Genomic DNA, 26,200 nt, shown 5'->3' on the forward strand with positions numbered 1-26,200 from the left:
TGTTTTCTTGGTGGGGCTCTTCTTTTAACGAATGTTAGGTGTTGCCATCACTGGGCGCTGCGCGAGGCTGCCAGTTTATAGAAGAAACGCGTATTCTTATCGTGGCAAAGTATGGGATAACGCCGCTTCTCTTTTTGCAGAGCCTTATAAATCAATGCGTTAGATAGCGAAAATGGCGGAAGGGGTGGGATTCGAACCCACGGTGCGTTTCCGCACGCCGGTTTTCAAGACCGGTGCCTTAAACCGCTCGGCCACCCTTCCTGCTCAATACGCCAAAAAGAATCGACGTAATTTTCATCTCTGTTGCCATTTCAGCGTCCATAACCAGACGCTTCAGCAAGCAGGGCCCTGTACCTATCCGACCTGATCCATTTCGTCCAGACCCTTTTTGTTTTACAGACCGCTTCTTTGCCATATTGCTCGTCCTACATGCTCCATGAGACAACAACTGTCCACGCTGGGCTTTCATAGATGTGTTTCTGTGTCAGGTGGTCGTTGGAGACAGGCATGGCCAATCCTCTTTCATCCCGTTGTGCGGTTCTTGTTACCGCGTTTGCCTTGGTCCTTGTTGGCTGTGCGGCCAGTCAGAAACAGGAAGGGGGTGCAGAGGGTGCGCCGTCGGTGCTGTCTTTTTCTACGCAGGAGAAAGAGGATTTCTCACGGTGGCTTGACTCTTTTGTGACAGAGGCCAGGGCCGGAGGTCTGACCACACGCTCCTTGGCTTCCCTGCGAAATGTGCAGCCTAACGCCACTGTTCTGGATCTTGATCGTCGGCAGCCCGAATTTGTGCGAACACTGCGGTCCTACGTCGGAATCGCTGTTGACAAGAAGCGTGTTATGGAAGGCCAGGCGCTTTTGAAAAAACACGCACGCATTTTGGCTCACATTGAACAAGCGTATGGTGTTCAGCCCAGATTTATTGTCGCGTTCTGGGGAATGGAAACCTATTACGGGCAGAATTTCGGAGGGTTCTTTGTTCCCGAGGCACTGGCGACCTTGGCTTGGGACCAGCGGAGGCCAGATTTTTTCCGAGCCCAGCTGCTGCAGGCGCTATCCATTCTGGAAGAGGGCCACATAGAGCCAAAGCAGATGTATGGATCGTGGGCCGGCGCCATGGGGCATTTCCAGTTCATGCCCTCTACATTCCGTGCACATGCTGTTGATCATGATCGTGATGGACGTATTGATATCTGGAGAAGTCTGCCGGATGCTTTTGCCTCTGCTGCTCGCTACCTTGCTGCGACTGGATGGAAGAGGGGGCAAACGTGGGGCCGTCAGGTTACTCTCCCGAAGTCATTTGATTTCAATCTTGCCGATCTTTCTGTCAGCAAATCGTTGCATGAGTGGTCACGTCTGGGGGTAACCCAAGTTGGTGGTCAGCCTTTGCCAAAAGGGTCTGATGCCATGCAGGGCAGTGTGATTGTACCGGAAGGAGCCAATGGCCCAGCGTTTTTGGTATACGATAATTTACGCAGTATAATGGACTGGAATCGTTCTGTTCTTTATGCGCTGGCTGTTGGTCATCTTGCAGACCGGTTGATCGGTGCCCAGCCTTTTTTGCTGGCTAAGGTATCATCTCCTCCTCTGTCACGCGCTGATATAGCGGATATGCAGAGCTTGCTGAACAAGTCCGGTTACGATGCAGGAGCGCCGGATGGAGTGCCTGGATACAAGACACGCAACGCGGTCAGGGCGTTCCAGAACAAGGCCGGGCTGGTGCCCGATGCCTATCCCGGTCGGCCTGTGCTTGATGCCTTGCGTGCTGCTAACGTAGCAGGGCATGCTCCGCGCGATCCATAAGGCTTGTGTTGCGCCTTTGTTGTAATCCCTTTACCCTGCCCCTTGGTCTTGAGCATTGTTATTATAGTGGGAAGAGCTGCGGCGATCCTTGGAGGAAAGCCGTTAGGCACCCCCTTTGGGAACGGATCCGTAGCGGCATGCGCTTCTTTCTTGTCCGGATATTTTTTCTTCTGATGGGGGCAAGCCTTGTTACGGGGTGTGCTGAAACGCGTCTTGCAACAGACTTTGGCAAGGGGCAGCGTGTCGGAGCCTGGAAAATCGGTAAGCCGTACCAGATTAACGGGCAGTGGTACTATCCAGCGGAAGACTGGAACTACCGTCAGGAGGGTGTTGCCTCGTGGTATGGGGGGGAGTTCGGTGGGCGTGAAACGGCTAATGGGGAAGTTTTTGATCCCAATGCCCTGACAGCGGCACACAAGACGCTGCCTCTCCCCACCTTGGTAAGGGTAACCAATCTGGAAAATGGTCGGGCCCTTGTCGTGCGTATCAATGACCGTGGGCCGTTTGTGGGAGATCGGCTGATCGACATGTCACGCCGGGGCGCACAGCTTCTTGGTTTCAAAGAGGCAGGTATGGCCCGGGTACGGGTTGAAATCCTGGAGAAAGAAAGCCGTATCCTGAAAGCCAAGGCCATTGCAGGTGGCGGTGATTCCATGCCAGAGGTGGCAGCCGTGCCCCGGCCCCATGTGGTCAAGGCGGAACTTCTTGATTCTCCTGCCGATACGGGCCATCAGCTGCAGCGTGATGTTCCGCCTCCGGTAAAGCCACGTGGAATGGTTCCTGTGCAGGACGCAAGGAAAAAACCGGTTCCTGCGGAGAAGCCAGCGAGGGTGGCTGCAACCGGCAAAACGTGGGTGCAGGTGGGAGCTTTTTCAAGCCGCAGCAGTGCGGAATCCCTGCGCAAGCGTTTGGGCTCTGTTCATGGTGGTGAAATCAGCCCAGTGACGTCCAAAGGACGCACGATGTTCAGGGTCCGTCTTGGGCCTTTTGCAAGTCAGGGTGATGCCCGAAAAGTTCTTCCCCGCCTGAAGAAGCTTGGTGTTGACAAACCGCGTCTGTTAACAGAGTAGAGACAGTATTGTGATCCGGCCAGGCATTAACCTTGATGCGGCCGTATTACCTGCTTATTTCGTTTCCTTGTCCTGAATGCAGAATATCTGGGAAAAGCCATGTGCGTTGCGCGTAATATGAAAGCAGGGAATCCATTGTTGTCCGCCTCCAGACTGGCCTTCTGCCTTGCGCTTCTTGCAGGTTTTGCCGCTGTAGCACCCTCGGCTTTCGCCTTTCCTGTGGATACAAGGGCACGCGAGGCCTATCTTGTTGACTATGAAACCGGGACGGTTTTGTACGACAAGAATGGCGATGTTCCGATGCCTCCCTCGTCAATGAGCAAGCTTATGACGACGGCCATGGTTTTTGAGCGGCTGAAGGAAGGGTCACTCTCCTTTGATGATGTCTTCCGGGTTTCCCAGACCGCTTGGCGCAAGGGTGGGGCGGCGTCCGGTGGATCGACAATGTTCCTGGCCCCCAATTCCGAGGTAAGGGTAGAGGATCTGCTAAGGGGCGTTATTATTCAGTCTGGCAACGATGCCTGCATAGCACTTGCCGAGAACCTGATGGGGACCGAAGAAGCCTTTGCCAGTGCCATGAACAAAAAGGCAAAGGACATTGGTCTTACGGGCAGTTATTTCATGAACTCGACAGGCTTGCCAGATGAGGGGCATGTGATGACGCCTCGTGATTTGGCTGTCTTGGCCAAGTACCTTATCGGACATTTTCCTGAATATTATTCCATGTATGCGGAGAAGGAATTTACGCATAACAAGATCAGGCAGCAGAATCGCAATCCTCTTCTGTATACCATGACGGGTGCGGATGGCCTGAAAACAGGCCATACATCTGCTGCGGGATATGGTCTGACTGCTTCTGCACAGCGGGGAGACCGTCGTTTGATCTTGGTTGTCAATGGCTTGAAAAGCATGCAGGAGCGGGCTGATGAGGCCAATCGCCTGATGGATTGGGGCTTTGCCAACTTTGAAAACAGAACTTTGTTTGTTGCCGGAGATGCCGTTTCATCGGCCGATGTCTGGTTGGGTGAGCAAGAGGTTGTGCCCTTGGCTGTTGCCCAAGATGTCCGCCTGACACTTCCTCGCCGTGCGTCAAGAAACCTAGAGATGAAAGCTGTTTTCACCGGGCCGGTTCCGGCACCGATCCAGAAGGGGCAGCCTGTTGGAACATTGCTTATCAGCGGCACGGATATGGCGCAGGCAATCGAGATTCCACTCGTCGCAGCCGTTGATGTACCAAAGCTGGGGCTCTTTGGTCGTATAGGGGCTGCAATCAATCATATGTTGTTTGGTTCCGCCCATAAAGATGATGGAGAAACGGTGCTGACTGTTTCGGCCAGAAGCTGAGCGGGCAATGACAGCTGCACGGTTTATTACATTTGAGGGCGGAGAAGGATCCGGGAAGTCGACCCAGATTCGTCTTCTTGCCGACTTTCTGCGCCAGAAGGGGATTGGTGTTGCCATGACCCGGGAACCCGGCGGAGCGCCCGGGGCCGAGGAGATAAGAGCTCTTCTGGTTTGCGGGGAAGTCAGCCGCTGGGATCCTGTGTCTGAAACGCTTTTGCTGTATGCGGCACGCCGGAACCATGTTCTGCAAACCATACGCCCGGCCTTGATGGCTGGGCAGTGGGTCTTGTGCGATCGTTTCAATGATTCAACGCTTGCCTATCAGGGAGTGGGTCATGGTCTGGATCCTGCGTTTCTTGACACCCTGTTTCAAGTGTCTGTCGAGGGCACGCGGCCTGATCTGACCTTTCTGCTGGATATCGATCCCTGCGTCGGTCTGAACAGAGCCGAACGTCGTGGTGATGCGGATAACCGCTTTGAGTCCATGGATCTGTCTTTTCATGTGCGATTACGCGAAGGATTTCTATCCCTTGCGGCCAAGGATCAGAAGCGGTTCCGCGTTATTGATGCAACACGTCCTGTTGATCAGGTGCATCAGGATATTACCAAGGCCCTTGTTGGAGCTTTTACGCTATGACGGCGTTGCCTCCGCGTCAGCATACAGCCTTTGTGGGACACCGCGATGCCGAGCAGGCCTTTCTACAGGCTTGGAACCAAGGGCGTGTGCACCATGCCTGGCTTTTTTCGGGAATGCGTGGCATTGGCAAGGCAACACTTGCCATGCGGATTGCCCGATTTGTGCTTTCTGATCGTGTATTAGTCGGGGCAACCACCCTTGCTGTTTCAGAGGACGATCCGGTTTGCTCCCGCATCGCCCAGGACACGCACGGTGATTTTCGTGTTCTGGAGCGGACGTGGGACGAAAAGCGCAAGCGTTTGAAGGGCGATATCCCTGTCGATGACATACGGGCCCTTAGCGAGTGGTTATCAATGACATCATCACGCGGGGGGTGGCGTGTTGTACTTGTCGACACAGCCGATGACATGAACAGAAACAGCGCCAATGCGCTGCTGAAAATTCTGGAGGAACCTCCGCAGCGGACCCTGTTCCTGATGCTGTCGCATTGCCCGGGGCGTTTGCTGCCGACGCTGCGCAGCCGCTGTCAGCATGTTCCTATGCGCCCGCTTTCTGAAGCGCAGTGTCAGGATTTGATGGAGCGTTATGCGGCCTCATCTCTGGATGTTGAGGCCCGTCGCATTCTTGTGCAGCTGGGCGAGGGCAGTATTGGCCAAGCCCTGGATCTCGCCAGCCAAGGGGGGGTAGAACATTATCAGGCCTTGATGGGGATCCTGCGCGGCGTACTGGAAGGCTCCCCGAATCTACCGGCGTTGTATACTTTTGCTGATACGATCAGCCGAACAGAGGATGTCTTTCGCCTCGCAACTGATTTGATACTGTGGTGGTTGGGACGCGCGATCCGCTATGCCGGGCGTAAGATGGAATGCCCGGGGATTGTTCAGGATGATGCCTCTCTTGCAAGGATAGTTCTTGCGGCAGCTCCCCTTGATCAACTGATCGAAGTATGGGAAAAGATCAGGGCTTTGTTCGAGCGAGCCGAGGCTGTGCATCTTGATAGAAAACAAGTTTTTATCAGTGCCGTTCTGTCTCTTCAGGCGCTGGTCCGTTCCGTCCCGCAAACAGCTGGTTCTGTTCGCTGACGACCTATTTTCAGGAGATACCCGTGATGACCGGGTCAAGGTCTTATTACATTACAACCCCGATTTATTATGTGAATGACCGTCCGCATATTGGTCATGCCTATACCACCTTGGCATGCGATGTACTGGCCCGCTTCAAGCGGCTGGACGGGTATCGGGTGATGTTTCTGACCGGAACCGATGAACACGGGCAAAAAGTTGAGAAATCGGCTCATGCAAAAGGGATAGATCCTCAGGCCTTTACAGATGAGGTTTCCCGCAATTTCAGGGATCTTGCATCGGTCATGAAATACAGCCATGACGACTTTATCCGCACGACCGAGCCGCGTCACAAGGCTGCTTGCGCTGCGTTGTGGAAGCAGCTTGTCGACAGAGGCGATATTTACGCTGGAAAATATGCAGGCTGGTATGCCGTGCGGGACGAAGCATTTTATGCAGAAAGTGAGTTGCAAACGGCGCCCGACGGCACGCGTATTGCTCCAACAGGTGCTCCTGTGGAGTGGGTGGAAGAGCCAAGCTACTTTTTCCGTCTCTCGGCTTGGCAAGACAAGCTGCTGCGGTTTTATGACGAGCATCCAGACTTTATTGCGCCGGAAAGCCGCCGCAACGAGGTGATCAGTTTCGTTCAAGGCGGGTTGCAGGATTTGTCGGTATCCCGCACCACGTTCCGGTGGGGTGTTCCCGTGCCGGGTGACAGCGAGCACATAATGTACGTCTGGCTGGATGCCCTGACCAATTATTTGACGGCAACGGGCTATCCGGATACGGGGCACGAACGATACAAGGCGTTCTGGCCCGCAGATCTGCATATGGTTGGCAAGGATATTCTGCGCTTTCACGCTGTTTACTGGCCAGCCTTCCTGATGGCAGCCGATCTGCCCCTGCCAAAGAGGATCTTTGCTCATGGCTGGTGGACGAATGAAGGGCAAAAGATTTCCAAGTCTCTGGGCAATGTCATTGATCCCTACGAACTGGTTGGAACGTTCGGTCTTGATCAGACCCGCTACTTTTTGCTGAGGGAAGTTCCTTTCGGCAATGACGGTGTTTTCTCGCGTCAGGCCTTTGTCCGGCGGATGAATACTGAACTGGCCAATGACCTTGGGAACTTGGTCCAGAGGACCCTGTCCATGATTGCCAAGAACTGTGGCGGCAAGGTCCCGGAGGTTGGTGTTCTGGAAGACAGCGACCGCCACATGCTGGATTCCGCTTATGGCCTGCTGGATGTCTTGAGGGAGCAGCTGGATCGTCAGGCGTTCCATGAGGCTTTGGAGAGTATTTGGGTTATTGTACGGGCCGCCAACGCCTATGTTGATCACCAGGCACCGTGGTCCTTGCGCAAGACGGATCCCAAGCGGATGGAAACCGTTCTCTGGGTGTTGGCAGAATCAATTCGTCAGGTTGCCTTGCTGATGCAGGCGTTTGTTCCGGATGGAGCCGGGCGGATTCTGGATCAGTTGGGTCTGGGGCAGGAGCAGCGTGGCTTTGACACATTTGGTCCCCGGTTTGCCCTTGTTACAGGATCGGAATTGCCTGCGCCGCAGGGTATCTTCCCCCGCTATGCCGAGGAAGAGGTTGTGCGTTCGTGATGCTTGTTGACAGTCACTGCCATCTTGATTTCCCGGACTTTTCGGACACCTTGCCCGACGTTGTTTCGCGTGCCCGTTCTGCTGGCGTCTCAACCCTGTTGACGATTTGCACGCATCTTTCACGCTTTGACGGTGTGCGGGCTGTTGCAGAGCGTTTTGATTCTGTGTGGTGCAGTGTGGGCATTCACCCGCATGAGGCCGGCCATGAATGCCTTAAGGATGCAGAGACGTTGTTGCGTCTTGCCGATCATCCCAAGGTCGTGGCTTTCGGGGAAACCGGGCTTGACTATCATTACGAGCATAGCCCGCGCGACGACCAGAAAAAGGCCTTTCGTTTACATATGAAGGCAGCGCGGCAATCAGGGCTGCCTGTTATTATTCATACCCGTGATGCTGAAGAGGATACTGCAACGCTTTTGCGTCATGAAATGGATGCCGGTCCATTCCCGGGTGTTCTGCATTGCTTCAGTTCATCCTATGAATTGGGAAAGATAGCGGTTGATCTGGGGCTCTATATTTCCCTGTCGGGTATTATTACGTTCCGCAAGGCTGACGCATTGAGAGAAGCTGTTCGTGCTCTGCCGCTGGAGCGTATGCTGGTTGAAACGGATTCGCCGTATCTTGCACCGGTTCCCATGCGTGGTCAGTGCAATGAGCCATCCTTTACGGTTCTGACGGCACGCAAACTGGCCGAGATCAAGGGGGTTTCAGAAGATGAGGTTGCCCGGATCACAACAGAAAATTTTTTCCGTCTTTTTTCAAAGGTAAAGCGTCCGGAATCTGTTTGATATAAAGGGGTAGGCTGTGAAAGTAACGGTTCTGGGATGCGGTGTTTCAAGTGGTGTTCCTTCCTTGGAATCCGGGTGGGGAGCTTGTGATCCCGCTAATCCCCGTAACCGTCGCTCACGGGCCTCTATCTTGATCGAAGAGAAGGGGTACCGCCTTCTGGTCGATACATCACCGGATTTGCGCTGTCAGTTACTGGATGCCGGTATTACTCGCTTGGATGGGGTGCTCTATACTCATGCCCATGCGGACCATACGCATGGTATTGATGACCTGAGGGGTATTAACAGAAATATTGATGGGCCGCTTCCCACATGGGCGGATGATGCGACCTTTACGCATATCCAGTCTTGTTTTTCTTATGCCTTTGAAGGTATTCCGCCGGGGCAACCTATTTTTCGTCCTTGGTTGCAGCGTCATCCCTTTCAGGACCAATTTATGGCTGGCCCGCTTTTGGTTCGCAGCTTTGTGCAGGATCATGGCTATAGCCTGAGCCAAGGCATACGGATTGGATCCTTTGCCTACTCTACTGATGTTGTACGTCTCTCTGATCAAGCATTTTCCATCCTTGAAGGCGTTGATACTTGGATCATCGGTGTTTTTTCGGATCATGAGCATCCAACGCATGCCCATGTTGATCTTGCCCTAAGCTGGATTGAACGTGTCCGTCCCCGGCGCGCTGTGTTTACGCATATGGGCAACAGACTGGACTATGATGTGCTCAAGAGTTCATTGCCAGCAGGTGTGGAGCCCGCGTGGGATGGTATGGTTCTGGATATCCCGGACAGTGAAAAAGCGCCACCTTTTGGGTAAGGCGGCGCCTGTTTCATAAGTCAGCAGGCTCACTGCGCGGCGTTTTTCAACACGAACGAGCAAGGTTGGCGTTGACGAATTCCCAGTTGACCAAGTGGTTCAGGAACGTATCAACAAAGTCAGGGCGCCGGTTCTGGAAGTCGAGGTAGTAGGCATGCTCCCAGACATCCACCGTCAGCAGTGCATTCTGGCCGTGCACCATCGGTGTTTCTGCATTTGGTGTCTTGACGATCTTCAGGGTGCCATTGTCCATAACCAGCCAAGCCCAGCCCGAACCAAACTGACCGATAGCCGCTGCCTTGAAGTCTTCACGGAACTTTTCGTAGGATCCGAATGCGGCGGTAATCTTCTCTGCAATGATGCCAATGGGTGCACCGCCCCCGTTGGGCTTCATACAGTGCCAGAAGAATGTGTGATTCCAGACCTGGGCGGCATTGTTGAAAACAGGCGTATTCCCCGTCTTCCAGGATTCCAAGACAATATCTTCCAGAGCTTTGCCCGACAGGGGTGAGTCTTTCAGAAGATTGTTCAGGTTTACAACATAGGCGTTGTGGTGCTTGCCGTAGTGAAAGTCAAACGTCTGGGCCGACATGTGTGGTTCCAGCGCGGTCTTGTCATAGGGCAGGGGCGGAAGTTCAAAGGTCATAATGGTCCTCTCGAACATGGTGGTGCGAAATGTATCCGGTGCAGGGAAAACCTTCCCTGCGCAAAACATAAGAAGGCCGTGAAAAAAAGAAAAGCCCCCAGCGAGAAGGGAATGTGTTTGATGCGGCATACACTAACGCGAAAGCGCCGCTTGTGCCGCTGCTATACCTGACACCGCTGCGCCTTCCAAGGTACAGGGGAGTCCGGTTGCCGTCCAGTCTCCGGCAAGCCACACGTTATTCCAACAGGTTTGTGTTGGCGGTCGCAGGCGATCCGTTTCCTGCGTCAGCATCAGGGTTGCAGCGCGCTCCTTGATGAGGCGGGCAGGGGGAACATGCCCTGCCAAACCCAGAACAACTTTGACCTCCTCCCACAGCAGGGACAGGAGGCGCTCTGCGCTAATCGAGAGCAACATCCGGGATGCGCCAATATTTGCACTGACAAGGGGCCCCTTGGTTTGTATCCAGTCGCATACCCCTCCGATAACGCCGACCAACTGATGATCCCGATGCTCGCGGATACGGAAATGGGCCGTAATGATCGGGCTCATGGGAAGTTCCGGAATGTTTAGCATCAGCTTGTGTGCTATACGAGCTGATACTGCAAGAATAATTTTGTCGGACGGTTGAACCGCCAGCGTGCGACCCCTTACCTGGAATCCCGTCATTCCGGAACCAGATAGAAATACCTGCTGAACCGGGCTTTCAAGGCAAAACCGGCCACCTTGTGCTTCAATCGCGTGTATCAAGGGAAGGATCAGGTCACGGGTATAACCTGTTCGGGGCACCAGCGGTTCCATGGCCTGCGCACCGCGGAAGAATGTTTTACGGAGAACATCCCTGAGAGGGTTCCAGGATACGATGGGAACCGGCGTATTCGTGACAGCAAGCGCCAGAGGCTGCACAAGATGCGTGTAGATATGGTGTCCAATATGGTGTTCCATCTGCTCTGGATTAAGACTGCGGTTCAGCAGCTGTAAAAGCTTTATATGGTCGAGAAAGGAAGCTCCGGCAACGCGACGGTCTGGACGGCATAACCACCAAGGAACCCGCCCGCGATTGGGTTGAAGGCGCCATGCTCTATTGGAAGCGAGGTCAAAGAAATCAAAGCGGGCAGGATACTGAATCCATTGGTCTTGGGCGTTACACTGTGTGATCAGTGTTCGCACGGCTTGATTCGCGGACAGAACAAGGTGCGTCCCACAGTCAATATCTTGTCCCAGGGCAGGATCGTTAAAAGACCGGCAACGCCCACCAAGTTGTGAGGTAGCCTCGTATATAATGGGTCGTGCATTATTTCTGCATACTTCCAGTGCCGCAGACAGGCCGGCCAGTCCTCCCCCTATGATATGGACTGTCGGCCATTCTTTCATCGGAAGCACCCGGCCAGAATTCCCTTGATCCGGGCAAAACGGGAAGGATGTACCCGCCCTGTTATCTGACAGAACAAGCCCCAGTATGTTGCCAGCATCAGAAGGGCAGGCCACATCCGTATACGACTGGTCCAGGACAGTTTCTCAAGGGCTTCTCCCGCACGGTCAAATTGCTGTTCTGTGGCGTGGGCGAAAGCCTGCCTGGAAAAAGCGACGGGATCCGGCTGTTCACGTGCTGCATCCAGAAGGCTGGAGGGAAGATAAAAACGCCCCCGGCGGGTATCTTCATTCAGATCTCGCAGAATATTTGTATATTGCAAGGCTCTTCCGGCCTGATCTGCAAAGCTTTGAACCAGAGGGGTATTGCCCATGCCAAGGATGAAAAGAATAACCCGTCCGACAGCACCGGCAACGCACTGGCAATAGTGGTCCAAGCTGGCCTGATCCGGAGGAGGATAGAACGCTGGATCAAGGTCCATGCAGCATCCTGCCAAGACAGCTTGCAGTTCATGTCGGGGTAGATCGCCACGGAGCAATGATTCTGCAAGTGGAATGGCAAGAACAGGATCAGGGCATGGGAAATTGCCAGGATTACACAGAAAGTGCCCCCAGTCATCAAGCTCTGCTTGTCTGTATGCCCGTGGCTGATCGCTGTCAGCGCAGTCATCAACAGCCCTGCAGAACAGATAAAATATTGTCATAAGATCCCGTTTCCGGGACGGAAGAAGCCTGATGACAAACCGGAAGCTGCTGCCAGTTTGTAACAACCTTTCTTGCAGAACTTTGCGGGCTGATCTGTTGGGAAAGAAAGCCAGCAGGCATGCAGACAGCACGGTAAACAGGCTAAGCTTTCCTTGGTTCATTTTCAGGCGCGGAGATATCTTTTGCAACCTGCGGAGCAGGATTTCTGCCATGCCCAAGGCTACAGAAGCTTGGTATCGCAGACGTCTGTTACGGATTGACGCGGGAAGAAAAGACGCAATCTCGAGCAGGCTTTCCACCTGTTGCAGGCAGCGTTTCAGAACACTTTGCATGCGCGAAGACTCAAGCAAGCTGGACAGATCAGATGGATCCAGTCCAGCCTCACGCAACCATGTTGCGGGCATGTAGACACGTTGCAGGGCTAAAATGTCGTGGCGTATATCCTGCACATGATTCAAAATTTGATGTGCACAGCACAGGGCATCGGCCGGGCGTCTGTCAGGGTGCGATTCTTTGTGTATATCCAGTAGAAAATGACCAACAGGAACTGCCGAGTATGTGCAGTACCGGACCAGATCATCGAAGGTTTCAATATGGGTTCCCCTTGCATCCTGCAGAAAAGCCTTCATCATCGTCCGGGCATGAGCCTGGTCTTGCGGAGCTTTGACTTCCTTTGGCAGGTTGTCCTCTAGGGCCATAAGCTTGGTTATCTTGTCTTCTGTCGACAGGACAGGGTTATCAGCGATATCGTCAGCCTTCCGTACATAGTTATAAAAGGTCAGCACGCGCCGACGTAAAGAGGAGTCAAGAAAACGTGCGACCGGAAAATTCTCGTCCGATGGTGTTTTTGCGGCAGATGTTACCATCCGTATCACAGGGAACGGTTCCTTTTTGCAGTCTTTCCTTTTATATACCCGGCTGCTGGTGACATATCAGCTCTTCTTTATGGATGTCATCCCCACATGGATATTCATCAGCCGTTTTCCCAAGTGGTCAATGATGTGAAGCGTCATGATCCTGTCCGTTTCCTGACAACCCTTTTTGTACCGGACAGGGTTCGCCCAGCTCTGTGGGCTTTGTATGCCTTTAATGCCGAGCTGGGACGTATACGTGATGTTGTTACGGAACAGGTTCTTGGGCAGATTCGTTTTCAATGGTGGCGTGACACACTGGAGAATCTGGAGGCCGGTGTTGTTGCGAAGTCCCCTATTGTGCAAGACCTAGCAACCTTGGTCCAGACGTATTATGTTCCCGTTTCTTTGCTATGCCATATGGTGGATGCCCGATCTGCAGAAGTAGAGAGCCTTCCTTTCGAAACGGAGCACGCCTTGGAACAGTATTGTGATGGCTATGGTGGTGCTCTGGCAGAAGCCGTATGCAGAATTGGTGGCGTTCATGACGAGGTTGTTGTCAGTGCTGCCCGTCAGGTTGGGCAGGCCGCCGTTGTTGCCCGAACCTTGCTCGGGGTTCCGGCTTCTCTTGTTGCGGGGCATTGCCCCGTTCCCTCCGGCGTTCTGGATGCTTTGAGTCTTGATCCGGAACAGCTTGGTGATCCCGATGCTGTAGTAAAGCTTGCCCCATGGAGCTTGGATCTTTGTCGGATGGGGCGAGGCATGCTTGGTGCGGCCCGGCACACTGTTTCACGCCCACCGCGCGATATATTGGCGGTTTTCTTGGAGGCCATGGCTGCGGAGCGAACATTCTCTGTGCTGGAGAGAAATGGCGGTAATCTGACCGATCCAGACCTGCATCGTCCGGATAATCGGGCGCTGGGGATGACGTGGCGCGTTCTACGAGGCCGGTGGTAACCCCTGTTGCCGGCATGGGCCCGGCTGGGATGTGCGAACATGCTCGGGATTGCGGCGCCACCGGTCAAGAATGGCATCCGCTTCCTTGGCAGACAGACGAGAAAAGAAATCCAGGGCCGACGAGAAAAGCCTGGAAGGTTGGCAGTGTCCAAAAGGAACGATGCCATTGAGGCGCGAATACAGCTCCTTGAAAAGGGGCATGGAAACACCGTGGGAGCGACACAGGACAGCCAGTCCCTCACCATCAGCTCCGTACAGGACCCGCGAAACAGCAAAGGCAGGCAGGCGTGACAGGCGTGCAACCTCGGCTTCGGCCTGCGGCATCTTGCCATTGCGGACGGCGCTGACCATTGCCTCAACACCACTTGACAGGAATGCCTCGATGGTATGTGTCTCTGATGCTTCTGTCTCCTTGCGTACGTCCCGCACGGCTTGCTTCAGGGCATCCTTGACGTCCGGGGGGAGTTCGTCACCATAGGTTTCTGCCAAGGCAGACCGTACGGCATCATCAGCCCAGTGCACCATGACTGCGATCAAGCGGGCAGGCAGGATATGTCGGGATACAAGCGGCAGACGCAGCGCGGCCAGATGTTCGGCTCGCTCCAGAAGCTTCAGTGCTCCGTTCTCCGAGAAACGAGCCCCGGGATTCCGGACTAGGGCCAGACAGATTGTGTCATCGTCAAACGTCAGCAGAACGTCGCTGATCCGGACCGATACTTCGGGGCGCTGACATATGGCCAGACGATGGGCGTTGCTTTGGTTGGTGATGATGTCTTCAAGATCCTCATCGTCCAGAACAGGGCTGGACAAAAGCACGGGGTGCGCAATTTCAATTGCATCGCTCGCCATAAGTGTTGCCAGATTGCCGGGAACATCGGCCCGCCCGGCAATCGTTCCGGCAAGGCGACGACGGACGGCCAGTTCTATCCTGGGGTATAAGCGCCCCAAGATTTCATAGGCCATCGCAATTTCCGAAGGGCTGAGGGCATCATCCCCTTCCGTACAGAGAGAGGAGACCGCATCTGCAAGCTCGCCCCGATCTATGGGAACGCCGGGTTCGGCAAACCGGATCAGTCGTGTCCAGCGTGATTGATTCACGGCATCCCCCACCATACAGAGGTCTATGCCGTGAATAATAGCATATCTGCACAGTCAGGTCATGGCAGAAGGCAAGATGTGTACAATTATAACTCGTGATTGCCGAATCCGAACGCGCACATGACGGGCGTGTGATCTGATGCCTTCTCGCAGCCCCTGGGGGCACGGTCAATTTCAACGGAAAGCAAGGCGTCTGTGGCCTGTGGGGATAGTAGAAAGTGGTCAATACGCAGGCCATGGTCCTTGGGCCATGCACCGGCCTGATAATCCCAGAATGTGTAGCGATGAGGTTCACGGCTCATCACCCTGAACGCATCCCTGTAGCCAAGGTGAAGCAAACTTCTGAAGCGTGCCCGGCTTTCCGGTCGGCACAGCGCATCCTCTGCCCATTTTTCAGGTGCATAGACATCATCATCTGTGGGGCAGATGTTATAATCACCGCCCAGCACAACCGGAAAGCCAATCCCAAGAAGGGTCTTGGCCCGTTTATACAGGCGATCCATCCACTCCAGCTTGTACGTGTATTTGTCTCCGGGGGCAGGGTTCCCATTGGGGAGATACAGGCTGGCAACGCGGACTTTCCCGTTTATGTCAGCCTCAATGTAGCGTGCCTGCTGGTCTGCATCATCCCCGGGCAGGCCGCTACAAACGTGGGAGACAGGTAGGCGGGAGAGAATGGCCACGCCATTATAGGCTTTCTGTCCCCATACAAGGGATGTGTAGCCAAGCTCGGTAAATACGTGCTCCGGAAAGTCTTCTGTCTGGCATTTGATTTCCTGCAGAAGAACGACGTCAGGCACCCGCTCTGTCAGCCAAGCCGTGATGTTATCAAGGCGAGCCCTGACAGAATTGACATTCCAGGTAGCAATTTTCACAGGTAACGTCCTTTTCCTTGAAGTATCCGGGCTGGCCCCGCAGAGCGCCCGGGTATAGCACGGTCTTTCTCGGCTATCAGAGGGAAAAGGAGGTGCCGCAGCCGCAGGTAGATGCTGCGTTCGGATTATTTACCACAAAGGCTGAGGCCATCAGTGTTTCAGTGAAATCAATACGGGACCCCTTGAGGATATCAAGCGACGCCTCGTCAACAACCAGCACGACACCATCTTGGTCCAGAACCAAGTCATCACTGCCTGTTTCAGCATCCAGATCAAAGCCGTACTGGAAACCTGAACACCCACCGCCGGAAACGGACACGCGAAGCATCAGCCCGGGTTTGCCTTCTGCTTTGACAAGCGCACGAACACGCGCCACAGCGGCCTGTGACAGCGAAAGATCGGCTGGGTCCAGCGCACGCGAACTCATGATGTACCGTCCTTGCTTACATGCGTTATCGGATCTTTTTAATGTATGCTGAAGAATATATGCTTCGCAAGGGGTGTTCCCGGTTGCCTTGCCTTTTGCGGCACGTTACTGTTCGCCCCATGACTTTGTCCCAACCAGTTGATCTTGCACCTTATGCCTCGGACCCGTTGCGTTCCCGCGGTCGCCTGTACGATGAAGGCGAGCAGGCGGTTGAGCGCGATGCCTTTCAGCGTGACCGTGACCGGATTATTCACTGTGGGGCTTTTCGCCGTTTGCAGTATAAAACCCAAGTCTTTGTCTACCATGAGGGGGAAAACTACCGGACCCGCCTGACTCATAGCCTTGAGGTTGCTCAAATCGCCCGATCAATCGCCCGATCGCTGAGCTTGAACGAAGATTTGGCAGAGGCGCTGGCTTTGGCCCATGATCTTGGGCATACGCCATTCGGCCATGCCGGTGAGGATGCCCTGAAAGCCTGTATGGAGCCTTGGGACGGTTTTGATCATAATGCCCAGTCCCTCAGAATCCTGACAAAGCTGGAGCGGCGTTATCCCTGCTGGGACGGGTTGAATCTGACTTGGGAGACTTTGGAGGGGCTCGTCAAGCATAATGGTCCTCTTGTTGGTCCGAAAGCGGACAGAAGAAATGAGGGGCGGGAGTTACCTGCCGCAATTCTTGAATATGCTGCCCTTCACGATCTCGAGCTTGATTCTTTTGCCGGCCCCGAGGCCCAGGTTGCGGCCTTGTCTGATGATATTGCCTATAACGCCCATGATATTGATGATGGACTGCGGGCTGGTCTCTTTACGCCGCAGGATTTGCAGGATGTACCTTTGATTGGCCCCATTCTGGCAGTAACATCAAACCAGCATCCGGATCTGGAGCCTGTGCGCCTGATTTATGAGTCCGGCCGTCGGTTGATTACCTCCATGGTTCTGGATCTTCTGCAAGAGAGCCGCCAACGCTTGGCCGAAGCAAAACCGAAAGCGGTTCAGGATATCCGCCTGGCCGACGGGCCCCTGATTTCATTTTCTGCTGAGATGCAGGCCCATGACAGTGCTCTGAAAGGGTTTCTTTTTCCTAATATGTATCGTCATTTTCGCGTCAACCGCATGACGTCAAAAGCGCGCCAGGTGGTGCACGATTTATTCGATGTTCTTGTACATGAACCGGGGCTTCTGCCCCCGGACTGGCAGTATGGGTGCGATGGAGCCAGCACCCCCCGCACGGCACGGCGTGTTGCTGACTATATTGCCGGAATGACTGACCGATTTGCTCTGGACGAGCATAGCCGCCTTCTTGATCCTACGGTGAAACCATGAATGTGTTCAGTGTTTTCAGGGACCGCATTGTCTCTGTTCTTGATAAGTTGACTGCAGAGGGTACGCTTCCTGGCGGTGTGTCGTTTAATGCTGTAACAGCCGAGCCTCCACGCGATCCATCGCACGGTGATGTATCCACCAATGCAGCAATGGTTTTGGCTAAGGCAGCCGGCATGAAGCCTCTGGATTTGGCCGCTGTCATTGCTGAAAGGCTCTCTGCTGTCGAAGCGGTGGGGCATGTATCGATTGCCGGTCCCGGCTTCATTAATATCCGTATTGAACCAACGCTGTGGCACGATGTTCTGCGGTGTGCCCTGCGAGAAGGGACTGCTTTTGGTGACTCCCGGATTGGGGGTGCTCATGCTGTTAACGTTGAGTATGTCTCGGCCAATCCAACCGGTCCCATGCATGTTGGGCATGCCCGTGGCGCTTGCGTTGGTGATGCCTTGGCCAATCTGTTGAAGAAGGCCGGCTACAATGTTGCCAAGGAATATTATGTCAATGATGCCGGTGCCCAGATTGATATCCTGGCAACTGCGTTGTACTGGCGCTACCTGGTTGCTTGCGGTGCTGTTGATCAGGCAGAGTTTGACCAGCGTCTTGCGGCCAAGGAAATACAGTATGGGGGCGGGTATCTGATAGAAACAGCGCAGGCCCTCAAGGGACGGGATGGAACACGGTGGGTTGGTGTTCCCGAGACAGAGTGGCGGCCTGTCTTGCGGGATTTTGGCATCGAATCCATGATGCATATGATCCGTGATGATTTGGCTGCGCTTGGTGTTCATCCCGATGTCTTTTCTTCCGAGAAGGCCATTGTCGAAGCTCGGCGTGTAGAGGCTGCGGAGAAGGATCTGGCAAATCGCGATCTTGTTTACGTTGGCGTACTGGAGCCTCCGAAGGGGAAAACCCCAGATGACTGGGAACCCCGCCCGCAGACCCTCTTCCGTTCGACAACCTATGGCGATGATGTCGACAGGCCGCTGAAAAAGAGCGATGGGTCATGGACTTATTTTGCTGGTGACATTGCCTATCACTATGACAAATATCAGCGTGGTTTCCTGAAAATGATCGACGTTTTCGGGGCAGACCACGGCGGGTATGTCAAGAGAATGCAGGCCGCAGTGCACGCCATGTCGGACGGGAAGGCATCTCTTGATGTCAAGATTTGTCAGTTGGTCAAGCTGATGGACAAAGGGGAGCCTGTCAAAATGTCAAAGCGGGCAGGGACCTTTGTAACCCTGCGCGATCTGATAGAGCGTGTTGGAAAAGATGTCGTGCGCTTTATCATGCTGTCACGCAAGAACGATGTGCCGCTGGATTTTGACTATGCCAAGGTAACGGAACAGTCACGTGACAATCCGGTTTTCTATGTGCAGTATGCGCATGCACGCGCCTGCTCTGTCAGGCGCCACTTTGCAACAGTCTTTTCCGGTGTTGACTTGTCTGCTACGGCACTGGCTGACGCGGACCTGTCACAGCTTTCCGACCCTGATGAAATGGCTGTTGTTCGCTTGATCGGCGGTTGGCCGCGCGTGGTGGAAAGCGCGGCCGAGGCTGGAGAGCCGCATCGTATCACCTATTTCCTGGGCGATGTTGCTGCAGGATTTCATGCATTGTGGAACAAGGGACGTGAACACACGCATCTCAGATTTCTTGATCCGGATAATCAGTCCCTGTCTGTGGCGCGCCTTGCCCTTGTGCAAGGTGTAATGACAGTGTTAGCGTCTGGTTTGGCTGTTATTGGTGTTGAACCGGCAGAGGAGATGTAGCTATGGCCGATCCCAGAGGCTATGGCCCCAGAGGCGGAGACCGCAATGTTGGTCCGCACCGTGCCGCAGGAGGGGGAGGGCATTCTTCAGGAGACGATATTGCTCTTGATGAGATGTTCGCCCGTACATTCGAGCGAGATAGTACGCCATCTTCTGGTCACGGCCCATCGGCAGAGGATTTTGATCTTGCGCCTCCGGTTGATGCGGCGCGTGTTGCCGCAGCAGCCAAGCTGGCAGCAGGGCGTGTTGCGGGTCAGCGTAGTGAGCCTCATGACTATTTCTCGGTTGTGCCGGATCGTATTGCTGGTACGGGGCTTACGAAGGATGCTGATGATTCAAGGCGTGGCCGTGGACTGCTGCTTGCTGCTTTTCTTATCGGTATTGCGATTGTCGGATCTGCTGGGGTGTATATGGCGCGGAGCAATACATCAGGAACCGATGGCCGGATAACAGCGCCTACCATCTTGGCGGAAACAAATCCCTATAAGGTTCGTCCTGCTGACCCGGGGGGGTTGCAGGTTCCAAACCAGGACAAGCTTGTCTATGATCGTCTTTCTTCTGGTACGGTGCGCTCGTCTGGTGTGGAGAAGCTGTTGCCGGAACCCGTTGAGCCTGTGTCTCCGTCTCAGATGGAGCGCATGCCTTCGATCCTTGGCGGTGCCAATAACAGCCCGCCTGCTCCTGCAACAACACCTGATATCTCACCCCCGTCAGCGATTAAGTCGAACGCTACAAATACAAAGCAGTTGATACCCCTTCCGGATGTGCCGGCAGGAAAAATTGTTGCTGATGTGCCTGTGCCGGTTCCGCCTGTACAACAACAAGCGCCTGTGGTTGAAACACCATCAGTTACTGCGAACGCGTCTGTTATGGGCGAGAGGGCTCCTGTAGAGAAGAAACTCGTGGCCCCGTCAAACGAGCGTACACTTACGGACAAATCAGCGCCTGTCCGCCCGGGAATAACCGGGGGATCTTACGCTGTGCAGCTGGCTGCCTTACGGGATGAAGCGTCCGTTCGTAAAACGTGGGAAAATCTGAAAGCAAAGCATCCCCAGCAGCTGGCTTCGTTATCCATGTCCATAGAGCGGGCTGATCTGGGACAGAAGGGTATTTATTACCGTTTGCGTGCAACGGGACTATCGAGCGAAGCTGATGCGCGCCGACTGTGTGCAGAGTTGTCAAAGCACAAGGTGGGTTGTCTCTTTGTAGGAAAGTAATATGCTATGGGTGTTTCAGAGACATGCCGTGCCGTTATATTCGGCTGTTCAGGGTTAATTCTAACCCCTGAGGAGGAAGACTTCTTTTCCTCTGTCAATCCTGTCGGTTTTATTCTGTTTGCCCGCAATATTGAGGATCCAGGCCAAGTACGCGCATTGACAGATGCTCTCCGCCGCTGTGTTGGTCGTCCTGATGCTCCTGTTTTGATTGATCAGGAGGGGGGGAGAGTGCAGCGTATGGGGCCGCCACACTGGCCTGCTTATCCGGCCATGCGGACATTTGGTGATGCATGGCAATCTGATCCTGACGGGGCAAAAAGGATGTTGCAGGACTCAATTGCACGCATGTCACGCGATCTTGTTAATGTTGGTATCAACGTAAACTGCGCCCCTGTTCTGGATATACCCCAGCCTGATGCGTCAGATGTGATTGGTTTGCGTGCCTTCAGCACAGAACGCGATGTTGTAGCTCACCTTGCTTCGGTTGCCGTCGACGCTTTTCTCAGGAACGGAATTGTGCCCGTCGTCAAACATATTCTTGGTCACGGCCGTGCCAGGGTTGATTCCCATTTTGATCTCCCGATTGTTGATTCGGATCTCAAAGCCCTTGAGTCTTTTGATTTTGTTCCTTTCCAAGCTGTGGCAAATGCTCCAGTTGGGATGGTAGCGCATATTGTTTATACTGCCATTGACCCCCAGAACCCGGCTACTCTCTCCGAAGAATCTTTTGCGACCATAAGGGAGCGCATTGGATTTAAAGGCGTTCTTCTGTCGGATGATATTTCGATGAAGGCCCTGAGTGGTTCGTATGAGGATCGGGCCCATAACTCTTTGAACGCAGGGTGTGATACCATTCTACACTGTAATGGTGATATGGAAGAGATGCGTGCTGTCGTTAAGGGAACGTTTTTGCTACGTCCCGAGAGCTTATTACGTTGGCAGGCGGCACTTTCTACCCCGATCATGTCCAGCGTTACGCCTGTTGTCACTGAAATATAGAAGAATATATGCTCTCCTTGATTGCCGATATTCTCCACGCGGCATCAGTATGGGTTATTCCCGTTCTGTCCGCTGTTGTTTTTCATGAACTTGCCCATGGTTTGATGGCCGATGCCCTTGGTGACCGCACGGCCCGTTTGGCAGGGCGGCTGACCCTGAACCCTGTCAAACACATTGATCCTGTTGGAACAGTTATTCTGCCCGGGCTTTTGCTTGCTTTCTCATCTCCATTCCTGTTTGGCTGGGCGCGTCCTGTACCTGTTAATGCCGGTAATTTTCCTCGCCCACGACAAGGTATGGCCTTGGTTGCTCTTGCCGGACCTGCCATGAATGTGGCCTTGGCTTTTGTATCGTTTATGTTGCTGTGGTTGATTGATGATTCAGGGTGGTGGCCTTCGATGCTCTGGAACTCTTGCTACTTCAATATTGTGCTTGCTGTTTTCAACATGATTCCCCTCCTGCCTCTTGATGGGGGCAGGGTCGTTGCCGGTATTCTTCCCGAAGCCTTGGCAATACGATTCATGAAGATGGAACGAATTGGCTTTGGCGTCCTGATTGGACTCCTGATCATTCTTCCTCTTATTGGTCAGAAGATTGGTGTGGATTTGAACTTTCTTTCGTCTCTTGTCACGCGTGTCGTTCGTGCCGTTGTCGAGATCTTTTTTATGATGGCCGGCTGACAAGAAAGTGGTTGGGATCTGTCTCTTTCTGGGCGGGTATAGTCATGGGTTCGGCAACAGATCCTTCTGAGGCAATATCAAGCATGCGAGCCAGAATTTCTGATTCCTGCGCCCCGGCAATGGCGTAGTCATGATTGAATATGAAACAGGGAACCCCGGTAATATTCATTCGATGTGTTGCGGCATTTTCTGCCATGACGGTGGCAAGTGAAGTCTCATCCTGCAAGCTGTGTAGCACGTCATCTGATGCCAAACCAAACTGTGTAGCCAGCTCGTAAAGGATGTCATTATTTCCTATATCAAGGCCTTTTTCGAAATAGGCCGAAAAAATCACTTCAAGAAAGTCACTGGCAACTCCGTGTGTTCCTGCCAGCAGCATAAGTTGATGAGATGCTGTGGAGTTGGGGGCTGTTTCAATAGAAGAGAAATTGAAATGGATACCTTCTCTTGCGCCGGCCTCAACCTGTCCAGCCAAGATCCTGTTTGCGCGGGCCAAGCTCCCAAACTTGCGTTCCAGGTAAGCAGAACGCGGCATGCCTGTTTTTGCGATCTCTGGATTGAGAATAAAGGGACGCCACCGTACCCTGATGTCGGTTGCGGTATGCTTAGACAACGCTTTCGAGAGACGACGGCTTCCGATGTAACACCATGGACATACCGTATCAAAAATAATCTCGACAATCATATTGGGGTCCCCATAGGCACCGGATCAGCTCATAGATCTTTCGTCAAAGACGGGGCGGGCGCGTTCCATTAATGATTGTACAGTATCGCCGCTCTGGACTTCAGATGCCCCGACAAAAGGGGATACCGAGACAGGGCGAAACACGTCTTCAACGGCAAATTCTGTGTTACCGATAACACCAGCTATACGTTGCATGACGACATCGGCTTCATCCAACGGCGTATCAGCCAATATGACCGCGAAATTAACGGGTGTCAGGCGGGCAACCATATCTTCTGCCCTGACAAGAAGGGTAAGCCACTGCCCAATTTGTCGTAGCAAATCATGCTCGGCTTTTTCACCAAAATCATGCCGCATGGCATCCAAACCAGCAAAAGCAAATGTAACAAGGGAAAAACGGTGGCTGCGATTGCGCAGACTGGATGCTGCAGCCTCTTTGATTCTTGATTCCAAGGACTGTATCAGGAAGTTACGGCTGTAGACTTCCGGCATGTTGTTATCTGCATCACTGCCTGTCGTCAGAGTTTCTCCTAGACTGCGCCGTAATGCCCATCGCATTCTTTGCCGACGAATTAAGACATGCAACGAGAAGCGTAAGTCCTGGATAATAGGGACACCATCAATAACCCGGCTGGCACCCATGGAAAGAGGTGTTTGCGGATCAACAGGATGGGGCGTGCGGTTTATAAAAAGAACAGGCAGATTGAACAGTCTTACGTTTCTTCGCATTTGAAGACATAGATCAAGCCAAGGCTGCACCGTGTCTGATGGCGCCATCACCATTGCATCAAGGAAGCGATCTTCAAGGATACGGCTCGCTGTTGCAAGGTCTTTGGCAACAAGGAGTTCCGCATCTGGAAAGGCCGACAGGATTTTCTCACGCGTATCATCTGCCCCGGTCAAAAGGATGGAGGGCGCAGACACAGAAATATCCTCTGGCGCAAACAGCGAGGCATTGACGGCACGTTTGCCAATATGCCCAAGAACATGGATCCGATGCAGCAATTCCGCCCGCATGGTCGAGACACGTATCATAGGCCGAATATGCGACAGAATGAGCTCAGGGCTTGTTGGCCAATGAACAGCGTCGTCTATACCCGATTTCAGGAGTACATCAACCTGCTCTGCGACGGGAGCTGATGTCAGATAGAAAATGGAAAGATGGACAAAAGAAGGGTCAGCGCGCACAGTCCGGACAATCTGCTCCGGATTCCCGCTGCAAAATGCAGAATCAAGAACCAGAACATCAGGCTGGAACTTCTTCAAAACCCCGATAAGATCGGCCGGGGCCACCACGTGCTGGCAGTCGTAGCTGTCAGCCATGAGATGTCTCTCAAGGGACGCCGCATCTTGTGGGTCACGGACAGCAACTACTGCTGTGGCCAGATGGATCATCTCCCATTGCCCCTGTCACACATCATGCTGCCCAATCTGGCTAGCTTTCCCCCTCCACAGTAAGAGCCTTATTTTTATTGAACAAGCAGACAGTGCATCTCGTGTCCGTTCAGACCCGCGAGAATACCACCACTAATTCAACGTGCATGCTGCGATGGAACTGATTAACAGGGGTTATTTTCTCAATGACAAACCCAGCATCAGTCAGCCTGCGTGCATCTCTGGCACATGTGAAGGGGTTGCAGGATACCATGACAATCTTTTTCGGCCCTTTCTTTGGGGCACATTGCGCTATCTGTAGAACCTGCGCGGCCCCTCCGGCGCGAGGGGGATCGAGAACAACAGCCTCATAGTGTTCCAGTTCGCTTGGCAGAAGGGGATTGCGGAACAAATCCCTGACAAACGCCTTAACCATACCTGTTGCTGCCAAGCAGCTCACGGATTGCTGATCCGAGTCGATAGCTGTAACAGGGCGGTGGAGGTTGGCTGCAAGGGGAAGGGCAAATGTTCCCAAGCCACAAAAAAGATCCAATATGGGGCCGCCTGGCGCATTTAACTCTTTCAGCACTAGACCAACTAATAATTCTTGCCCCTCACGGCTTGGCTGCAGGAATGCGCCCGGTGGCAAGCAAACGGGGTGTTCTCCCATATAGACAATGGGTTCACGTTGCACGGCTATGGGTTCGATAATGGCTCCGATTCTCAGGGACAAACGCGCCCAGTCATGTTTATGGACCAAGGCGGCAAGAACTTCCAAGACTTGAAGGTCAGGCCTTCCAACCCAGTCCAGCACAACATCAATGCCGGAATCGCTGTCACAGATAGAAACAGCGCCTTTGCCAGACGGGAGCAAATCTTTTATGGCTTCACGTAATATAGCCGAGGCATCAGATATTGCCTTGGTCAACAGCATGCAGGCGTGTGTCGTAACAATGTGGTGGGTTCTGCGAGCATTATACCCCATCACAAAGTGCGACTTTGATTTCTTCCAAGATAACGTTGTTTTACGCCGTGTTCCGCATGGAACAGATGCAACAGGATCTACCACGCTTTTGGTGATGCCGGATTTAGCCAGTGCTTCAGCAACCAGATCCCGTTTCCAGGCTAGCTCGGCAGTTTCCGAGGCGTGCTGCAAGCAACATCCACCACACGAAGACGCAACAGGGCAGGGAGGTTGAATGCGCTCCGGAGAAGGATCCAAGATACGGTGAACATATCCTCGTTCACCTTCGACTCGAGCCAGCACTCTTTCGCCTGGTAAGGCACCGTCAATGAAGATGTTTTTGCCATTATGGTGTGCAACACCGTCTCCATGCCGTCCAAGGTGCTTAACAAGAAACTCCGGTAAGAACTCCGAGGAAACGGGTGACTGTTTTCTGATTGCAGGCATTGTAAATGTCTATACAAAAGAGAGAGGGAAAGGTGCACGTCCAATTGTCGCATAATGAAAATTATGAATAATTTATTAGCATATGAAACATTATGCGACAATTAGGCCCACTGCTTCTTACGGCTTCTTGGTTGGCGCCATGAACTGAATTTGCATGGATGGTGCTGGTTGATTGGGTCCGTTTACACTCCAGTCATATACGCTCCAGTCACGAAAGCTCCCATCATCAAAGCCATGCGATATTTGCTGCGCATTATGTTTAATGACGGCAGAATTTGTAATAACACGAATTTTCCCGCTTGGCCTTAAGCCTAAAGCTTCCAGCTGTTCTTTTGCCCCTGGCTTTGCTGTTGGAGCCGATGCGACATACAAAATACCACTGGTACGAACTTCAAGGCGAACAATGTCTGCACCTCTCCTTGGGAAGCTGACTTGGGATGTGCCGCTCAGGCGTCCTGTCTTTTCATAAGCGACCCTGAACCGCCCCAGTCCTACAGAAGTTATTTCCGAGAACCCGGTATCACGGCCCAGATCTTCTTTAATGGCAAGCTCTTTGGCCGCTATATCTTCTGGTTTCAACTTTGCCTCTTTCATCTCCTTGAATAGAGGCGCCCATATGAGAAGACCACGATAGATTATTCCGTAATCACCATTCTTCCCGACACGAATTTCCATAAGGAAGTCATCTGGGACATAAC

The 26,200-nt window shown here is 53.3% G+C and carries 24 protein-coding genes, 1 tRNA gene and 1 pseudogene; 14 read left to right on the plus strand and 12 right to left on the minus strand.

What is annotated here, in order from left to right; translation table 11 throughout:
- Positions 1 to 173: 173 nt before the first annotated feature.
- Positions 174 to 261 (minus strand) — tRNA-Ser (locus HEQ60_RS01505).
- A gap of 246 nt (positions 262 to 507) precedes the next feature.
- Between HEQ60_RS01505 and HEQ60_RS01510 the strand changes: the two genes are divergently transcribed.
- The 8 genes from HEQ60_RS01510 (at position 508) to HEQ60_RS01545 (ending at position 9,118) form a co-directional block, all read left to right on the plus strand.
- A complete protein-coding gene (locus HEQ60_RS01510) occupies positions 508 to 1,800 on the plus strand; it encodes a lytic murein transglycosylase (protein ID WP_168068763.1) in 1,293 nt (430 codons plus the stop codon).
- Positions 1,801 to 1,937: 137 nt separating this feature from the next.
- Positions 1,938 to 2,870: a septal ring lytic transglycosylase RlpA family protein gene (locus HEQ60_RS01515; protein ID WP_168068765.1), complete on the plus strand. Its 933-nt coding sequence runs from the start codon at positions 1,938 to 1,940 to the stop codon at positions 2,868 to 2,870.
- 138 nt (positions 2,871 to 3,008) lie between these two features.
- Positions 3,009 to 4,214 carry a D-alanyl-D-alanine carboxypeptidase family protein gene (locus HEQ60_RS01520; protein WP_245183687.1) on the plus strand — a complete coding sequence of 402 codons (1,206 nt, stop codon included), beginning with the start codon at positions 3,009 to 3,011 and terminating at the stop codon, positions 4,212 to 4,214.
- Positions 4,215 to 4,221: 7 nt separating this feature from the next.
- Complete coding sequence (gene tmk / locus HEQ60_RS01525; RefSeq protein WP_168068767.1) at positions 4,222 to 4,851, plus strand: dTMP kinase; 630 nt, start codon at positions 4,222 to 4,224, stop codon at positions 4,849 to 4,851.
- The gene (locus tag HEQ60_RS01530) at positions 4,848 to 5,933 is read left to right on the plus strand and encodes a DNA polymerase III subunit delta' (protein ID WP_168068769.1); all 1,086 of its coding nucleotides are present in this window, start codon (positions 4,848 to 4,850) and stop codon (positions 5,931 to 5,933) included. The genes tmk and HEQ60_RS01530 overlap by 4 nt, the downstream gene beginning before the upstream one ends.
- A gap of 26 nt (positions 5,934 to 5,959) precedes the next feature.
- The gene (gene metG / locus HEQ60_RS01535; protein ID WP_209315348.1) at positions 5,960 to 7,519 is read left to right on the plus strand and encodes a methionine--tRNA ligase; all 1,560 of its coding nucleotides are present in this window, start codon (positions 5,960 to 5,962) and stop codon (positions 7,517 to 7,519) included.
- Positions 7,519 to 8,307 carry a TatD family hydrolase gene (locus HEQ60_RS01540; RefSeq protein WP_168069125.1) on the plus strand — a complete coding sequence of 263 codons (789 nt, stop codon included), beginning with the start codon at positions 7,519 to 7,521 and terminating at the stop codon, positions 8,305 to 8,307. Before metG ends, HEQ60_RS01540 begins: the two co-directional genes overlap by 1 nt.
- A 16-nt stretch (positions 8,308 to 8,323) precedes the next feature.
- Positions 8,324 to 9,118 carry an MBL fold metallo-hydrolase gene (locus HEQ60_RS01545; protein ID WP_168068771.1) on the plus strand — a complete coding sequence of 265 codons (795 nt, stop codon included), beginning with the start codon at positions 8,324 to 8,326 and terminating at the stop codon, positions 9,116 to 9,118.
- A 46-nt stretch (positions 9,119 to 9,164) separates the two neighbouring features.
- On the opposite strand, the gene HEQ60_RS01550 is transcribed toward HEQ60_RS01545, so the two are convergent.
- The 3 genes from HEQ60_RS01550 to HEQ60_RS01560 form a co-directional block, all read right to left on the minus strand.
- A complete protein-coding gene (locus tag HEQ60_RS01550) occupies positions 9,165 to 9,764 on the minus strand; it encodes a superoxide dismutase (protein ID WP_168068773.1) in 600 nt (199 codons plus the stop codon).
- A gap of 132 nt (positions 9,765 to 9,896) precedes the next feature.
- Positions 9,897 to 11,135: a hydroxysqualene dehydroxylase HpnE gene (hpnE, locus tag HEQ60_RS01555; protein ID WP_168068774.1), complete on the minus strand. Its 1,239-nt coding sequence runs from the start codon at positions 11,133 to 11,135 to the stop codon at positions 9,897 to 9,899.
- Positions 11,132 to 12,703, minus strand: coding sequence for a squalene/phytoene synthase family protein (locus HEQ60_RS01560; protein ID WP_245183717.1), 1,572 nt, complete (start codon positions 12,701 to 12,703; stop codon positions 11,132 to 11,134). Before HEQ60_RS01560 ends, hpnE begins: the two co-directional genes overlap by 4 nt.
- Before the next feature lie 96 nt (positions 12,704 to 12,799).
- Between HEQ60_RS01560 and HEQ60_RS01565 the strand changes: the two genes are divergently transcribed.
- On the plus strand, positions 12,800 to 13,645 hold the full coding sequence (locus HEQ60_RS01565; protein ID WP_168068778.1) for a phytoene/squalene synthase family protein: 846 nt from the start codon (positions 12,800 to 12,802) through the stop codon (positions 13,643 to 13,645).
- Here the strand turns inward: HEQ60_RS01565 and HEQ60_RS01570 are convergent.
- The 3 genes from HEQ60_RS01570 to erpA all read right to left on the minus strand — a co-directional run bounded on the left by HEQ60_RS01570 (position 13,628) and on the right by erpA (position 16,045).
- Positions 13,628 to 14,743 (minus strand): DUF2336 domain-containing protein, encoded by a 1,116-nt coding sequence (locus HEQ60_RS01570; RefSeq protein WP_168068780.1) that lies wholly within the window; start codon positions 14,741 to 14,743, stop codon positions 13,628 to 13,630. The two genes, HEQ60_RS01565 and HEQ60_RS01570, sit on opposite strands and share 18 nt — an antisense overlap.
- 86 nt (positions 14,744 to 14,829) lie before the next feature.
- Positions 14,830 to 15,618 carry an exodeoxyribonuclease III gene (locus tag HEQ60_RS01575; protein ID WP_168068782.1) on the minus strand — a complete coding sequence of 263 codons (789 nt, stop codon included), beginning with the start codon at positions 15,616 to 15,618 and terminating at the stop codon, positions 14,830 to 14,832.
- A 76-nt stretch (positions 15,619 to 15,694) separates the two neighbouring features.
- Positions 15,695 to 16,045, minus strand: coding sequence for an iron-sulfur cluster insertion protein ErpA (gene erpA / locus HEQ60_RS01580; RefSeq protein WP_168068784.1), 351 nt, complete (start codon positions 16,043 to 16,045; stop codon positions 15,695 to 15,697).
- A 119-nt stretch (positions 16,046 to 16,164) separates the two neighbouring features.
- Here erpA and HEQ60_RS01585 point away from each other — a divergent pair, with 119 nt between their 5' ends.
- From HEQ60_RS01585 to HEQ60_RS01605, 5 genes are read left to right on the plus strand one after another with little or no spacing between them, the layout of a single operon-like run.
- Positions 16,165 to 17,367 carry a deoxyguanosinetriphosphate triphosphohydrolase gene (locus tag HEQ60_RS01585; RefSeq protein ID WP_168068786.1) on the plus strand — a complete coding sequence of 401 codons (1,203 nt, stop codon included), beginning with the start codon at positions 16,165 to 16,167 and terminating at the stop codon, positions 17,365 to 17,367.
- Positions 17,364 to 19,136, plus strand: coding sequence for an arginine--tRNA ligase (argS, locus tag HEQ60_RS01590; RefSeq protein WP_168068788.1), 1,773 nt, complete (start codon positions 17,364 to 17,366; stop codon positions 19,134 to 19,136). Before HEQ60_RS01585 ends, argS begins: the two co-directional genes overlap by 4 nt.
- A 2-nt stretch (positions 19,137 to 19,138) precedes the next feature.
- A complete protein-coding gene (locus HEQ60_RS01595; protein WP_168068790.1) occupies positions 19,139 to 20,353 on the plus strand; it encodes an SPOR domain-containing protein in 1,215 nt (404 codons plus the stop codon).
- A 6-nt stretch (positions 20,354 to 20,359) separates the two neighbouring features.
- Entirely contained in the window at positions 20,360 to 21,352 is a 993-nt protein-coding gene (nagZ, locus tag HEQ60_RS01600; protein ID WP_168068792.1) for a beta-N-acetylhexosaminidase, read from the plus strand.
- Positions 21,353 to 21,360: 8 nt separating this feature from the next.
- On the plus strand, positions 21,361 to 22,032 hold the full coding sequence (locus tag HEQ60_RS01605; protein ID WP_209315349.1) for a site-2 protease family protein: 672 nt from the start codon (positions 21,361 to 21,363) through the stop codon (positions 22,030 to 22,032).
- Here HEQ60_RS01605 and HEQ60_RS01610 read toward each other — a convergent pair.
- The 5 genes and pseudogenes from HEQ60_RS01610 to HEQ60_RS01625 form a co-directional block, all read right to left on the minus strand.
- A complete protein-coding gene (locus HEQ60_RS01610; RefSeq protein ID WP_168068794.1) occupies positions 22,016 to 22,717 on the minus strand; it encodes a DsbA family oxidoreductase in 702 nt (233 codons plus the stop codon). The two genes, HEQ60_RS01605 and HEQ60_RS01610, sit on opposite strands and share 17 nt — an antisense overlap.
- A gap of 24 nt (positions 22,718 to 22,741) precedes the next feature.
- Positions 22,742 to 24,112, minus strand: a complete 1,371-nt coding sequence (locus tag HEQ60_RS01615; protein ID WP_168068796.1) for a diguanylate cyclase domain-containing protein — start codon at positions 24,110 to 24,112, stop codon at positions 22,742 to 22,744.
- Positions 24,113 to 24,221: 109 nt separating this feature from the next.
- Positions 24,222 to 25,313, minus strand: coding sequence for a class I SAM-dependent RNA methyltransferase (locus HEQ60_RS01620; RefSeq protein WP_168068798.1), 1,092 nt, complete (start codon positions 25,311 to 25,313; stop codon positions 24,222 to 24,224).
- A gap of 39 nt (positions 25,314 to 25,352) precedes the next feature.
- Positions 25,353 to 25,502: pseudogene (locus tag HEQ60_RS10925) on the minus strand (TRAM domain-containing protein); the annotation flags it as partial.
- Between the two features lie 117 nt (positions 25,503 to 25,619).
- Complete coding sequence (locus HEQ60_RS01625) at positions 25,620 to 26,177, minus strand: hypothetical protein (RefSeq protein WP_168068800.1); 558 nt, start codon at positions 26,175 to 26,177, stop codon at positions 25,620 to 25,622.
- Between the last annotated feature and the right edge of the window lie 23 nt (positions 26,178 to 26,200).

Origin of the sequence: Haematospirillum sp. H1815 (assembly GCF_012102705.1) — a bacterium.
Lineage (GTDB): Bacteria > Pseudomonadota > Alphaproteobacteria > Rhodospirillales > Rhodospirillaceae > Haematospirillum.